This is a genomic window from Microbacterium sp. MYb62 (assembly GCF_002979475.1).
GTDB lineage: Bacteria > Actinomycetota > Actinomycetes > Actinomycetales > Microbacteriaceae > Microbacterium.
On record NZ_PCOY01000046.1, the window covers coordinates 1 to 4,169 of the forward strand.

Below are 4,169 nucleotides of genomic sequence, written 5' to 3' on the forward strand. Positions count from 1 at the left end.
CCGCCCGCGCGAGCAGCGTCACCTGGTCGCTGACGCTGCCCGTGTGCACGGTCATCGGCAGTCCGTGCGTGCGGGCGTAGGCGGCTTCTGCGGCGTTCCAGTCCCATCGGTCGCCGGCCGCCCGCACGAACGGCGCGTCGGTGAGGGCGATGCCCGGCGCGACGAGGCCGTCCGTCGCCGAGAGCTCGCGGCGCACGCGGTCGACCGTGAGCAGACGCTCCTCGTGCGTGGAGGCGGCGCGGCGGGGGTTCATGCTGGGCGCGAACACCGCGCGGATCCCGGCGTCGTGCAGTCCCTGCGCGGAGGCGAGGGCGTGCGCGGCATCCGGCACGTCGTGGCAGTGGTCGAGCACGCACGTCACGCCGGAGGCCATCGCTTCGAGGGCGCCCACGTGCGCGGAGAGTCTTTTGTCCTCCGCGGTGTAGCGATCGCGGAGCCGCTTGACGTTGGCCTGATACTCGTCGCCGATCACGTCTGCGGCCGTGCCGCGAACGGCCGTCTGCCACAGATGGGTGTGGGTGTCGACGAAGCCGGGGAGCACCACCATCTCGGCCGCATCGATCACCGTGGCCGTGCCCGGCGCCTCCAGGTCCACACCGACGGCGGTGATCCGGCCGGCGTCGACGAGCACGTCCGCGTGCGCGAGGTCGCCGAGGCTGTCGTCCATCGTCAGCACGGTGCCGTTGCGGATCAGGATGGGACGGTGCGGTGCGCGCATGAAAATCCTCTCGGTTAGTGGCTTGACCACATCATGCCCAAAACGACCCCTGTGGGGAAGGGTTCGGCTGAAATGGCTGTCTGGTGGGCGATTGACACTCGGCCACGTCTCCCGATAGCGTTTTGGCCAATCCACTTACATCGACAGAGGAGTCGTGGCATGGGGCAGACGTTGATCAGGGACGCGATCGTGGTCACCACGGATGCGGCGGGCACGATCCTGCGCGGCCACGACGTCCTCGTGCGCGACGGCCTCATCGCCACCATCGAGCCTCATCGTGCGGAACGGCCGGTCGTCGACGGCGTCGAGGTGATCGACGCGTCCGGAGCGATCCTGATGCCGGGCCTGATCGACACCCACGTGCACATGTGGGAGCACCCGTGGCGGCGCGCGTGCATCCGCCCCACCGCACCGGGGTACTTCAGCCACCTCGACGGCTTCCGCGATCTCTACACCCCGCAGGACACGCACGACGGCATCCTCGGCTCCGCCCTGGAGATGCTCGATCACGGCGTCACCGGTGCCGTCGACTTCTTCCACGGGGCGAACGCGACCGCCGCGCACGTCGACGCGGGCCTCGCGGCCCACCTCGCCTCCGGCCAGCGCGTGCTCATGGGGTACGGCGCGAATGCCTCGTACGACCGCGACCACGGCGACCTCGACCGCGCGCGGGCGCAACGCCTGCGCGATCTCCCACGACTGCGTGACGTCGCATCGGCCTCGGGCGGGCGTGTGTCCATCGCCCTGGCGATGCCGACGCCGAACGCCGGGATGCTCCCGCGCGTGATCGAGGAGGTCGCCGTCGCCCGCGACCTCGGGATGCGGATGATGGTGCATCAGAACGGAGCGAACGAGGTGCGCCGCCTGCACGAGAGCGACCTCCTCGGCGACGATCTGCTGCTCGTGCACTCCAACCCGATCAGCGACGAGGAGCTCGAGATCGTCGCCGACAAGGGCGTCGTGATCTCGACCACCCCCCAGGCGGAGCTCACCGAGATCGTCTCCCTGTCGATCGTGCGCCGGGCCGTGCGTCGCGGCGTCCGCCTCGGTGTCGGCACCGACACACCCCCGATCGTCGCACCGATGGAGATGTTCACGGCCCTGCGCCTCACCCACCTGATGTCGATGCTCGAAGACCATCGGGTGCTCCGCGACGAGCGTCGACTGCCGCGGGACCACGTCCGCGACGCCGAGACGCTCGACATCGACGGGGCGCTGCGCCTCGGGACGGTCGGGGGTGCGCACGCCTTCGGGCTCGGTGACCGTCTCGGGGAGATCGCCGTTGGCGCGCTCGCCGACCTCGTGATCGTGCTGCCGCGCGATCCCGCGGCGCTCGACGACCCGGCCGCACATCTGATGACCTCGCCGCTGGTGCCGGCCGAGGTTCGCGACGTGATCGTCGACGGGCGGGTGGTCAAGCGCGACGGTGTTCTCCAGGTCGCCGAAGCCGTCGGCCGGCGCGAGCGGGATGCCGCGGTCCGCGCGCGCGTCCTGGGCTTCGCCGAGGAGGCCCGCCGGCTCGGGCGGTCCTGATGGCGCAGCAGGATGGACCCGGCGTCCTGAGCGGACTCCGCATCGCCGACTTCTCCCGCGTGCTCGCCGGCCCGTACGCCACCATGATGCTCGCGGACTTCGGTGCCGACGTGATCAAGGTCGAGCCTCCCGGCGGCGACGAGACCCGTGGCTGGGTGCCGCCGGTCGATGGGCGCGGCGAATCCGCATACTTCGGTGCCGTGAACCGCAACAAGCGGTCCCTGACCCTCGACCTGCACGATGCGGCGCAGCGACAGCGGGCGCGGGCGCTCGTCGCCTCGGCCGACGTCGTGGTCGACAACTTCCGCCCCGGGGTGATGGCACGGTTCGGACTCGACCATGAGACTCTCCGCCAGGCCGATCCGCGCCTCATCAGCTGCACCATCACGGGCTTCGGAGAGGCGTCGGCCCTCCCCGGGTACGACGTGCTGGTCCAGGCCGTCGGAGGCCTGATGTCGATCACCGGGCATCCGGACGCCGAGCCCGCGAAGGTCGGCGTCGCGCTGGTGGACGTGCTGTCCGGACAGAATGCGGTCGCCGGCATCTTGCTGGCGCTGCGCGAGCGCGACCGCACCGGCCGCGGTCAGCACGTGCAGATCTCCCTGCTGCAGAGCCTGCTCTCCGCGCTGACGAACCAGGCGGCTTCGGTGCTCGCCGGAGGACCCGTGCCCGGGAGGCTGGGCAATGCGCATCCATCGATCGCGCCGTACGCCGTGTTCCCGGCCGCGGATCGGGATCTGGTGATCGCGGTCGGCAACGACCGTCAGCATCGGGCGCTGTGCGGCGTGGTCGGCATCGACCCGGAGGACCCGCGGTTCCGCGACAACGAGAGCCGCGTGCGGAATCGGGCCGCGCTCACCCGCCTCCTGGAGCATGCCCTGCAGGCGGATCCCGCGGCGAGCTGGGTCGCGCGCCTGTCCGCGGTCGGGGTGCCGGCTGGTCTCGTCAACGACATCGGCGAAGCGCTCCGCCTGGCCGACCGGCTCGGGCTCGCGCCGGTCGTGACGACGGGGGGAGTACGGTCGGTGTCCAATCCCATCGGACTCCGCGACTCCCCGGCCCGGTACGACCGTCCGCCGCCGCAGGAGGGCGAACATGCCGACGCGCGATGGGAGCGATCGGTTCCGGCGAGAGGAGAACGGACATGACACTGTCCCTGGAAGATCTGATCGGCCTCGACCCGCTGCTCACCGCACGCGAGCGTCACTGGCGCGACCGGGCGCGCGACTTCGCGCGGCAGCACATCGCGCCGATCATCGACGCCGACTCCGAGGACCGCCGCTTCCGCGAGGAGCTCATCCCGCTTCTCGGCGAGGCCGGCCTCCTCGGGATGCACCTCGAGGGGTACGGGGCTGCCGGGGCGGGAGCCGTCTCCTATGGTCTGGCATGCAGGGAGCTGGAGGCGGTGGACTCCTCCTGGCGCACCTTCGTCTCGGTGCAGGGCTCGCTCGCCATGACCGCGATCGCCCGCTACGGCAGCGAAGAGCACAAGGAGCACTGGCTGCCCAGGATGGCCAGGGGCGAGGCGGTCGGATGCTTCGCCCTCACCGAGCCGCAGGGGGGAAGTGACCCCGCGGCGACCGCGACCGTCGCGCGGTTCGATGCGGGCGAGTGGGTCATCGACGGGGCGAAGCGCTGGATCGGTCTCGCCTCGGTGGCGGACGTCGCCGTGGTGTGGGCGAAGGTCGAGGACCCCGCCTACGGCGAAGGCGCACGAGCAATCCGGGGGTTCCTCGTCCCCACCGACGCCCCCGGCTTCACGGCGACGCCGATCGACGGGAAGCTCTCGATGCGCGCCTCCGTGCAGTGCGACATCCGACTCGACGGGGTGCGGCTGCCCGCGGAGGCGCTGCTTCCGGGCGCAGCCGGGCTCTCCGGGCCGTTCGCCTGCCTGAACGAGGCGCGCTACGGCATCGTC

4 protein-coding genes are annotated in these 4,169 nt (G+C 71.3%); 3 read left to right on the top strand and 1 reads right to left on the bottom strand.

Annotated elements, in window-relative coordinates; genetic code table 11:
• A partial coding sequence (locus CQ042_RS20160) for an amidohydrolase family protein (protein WP_146115448.1) occupies nt 1-718 on the bottom strand: 718 nt, incomplete at its 3' end.
• 159 nt (nt 719-877) lie between these two features.
• On the opposite strand from CQ042_RS20160, the gene CQ042_RS20165 reads away from it, so the two are divergent.
• From CQ042_RS20165 to CQ042_RS20175, 3 genes are all read left to right on the top strand, one after another.
• Nucleotides 878-2,251 carry an amidohydrolase family protein gene (locus tag CQ042_RS20165; protein ID WP_181157657.1) on the top strand — a complete coding sequence of 458 codons (1,374 nt, stop codon included), beginning with the start codon at nt 878-880 and terminating at the stop codon, nt 2,249-2,251.
• Nucleotides 2,251-3,399: a CaiB/BaiF CoA-transferase family protein gene (locus CQ042_RS20170; RefSeq protein WP_105672219.1), complete on the top strand. Its 1,149-nt coding sequence runs from the start codon at nt 2,251-2,253 to the stop codon at nt 3,397-3,399. The genes CQ042_RS20165 and CQ042_RS20170 overlap by 1 nt, the downstream gene beginning before the upstream one ends.
• The coding region (locus CQ042_RS20175; protein ID WP_181157658.1) for an acyl-CoA dehydrogenase family protein at nt 3,396-4,169 on the top strand (774 nt) is incomplete at its 3' end. The genes CQ042_RS20170 and CQ042_RS20175, both read left to right, overlap by 4 nt.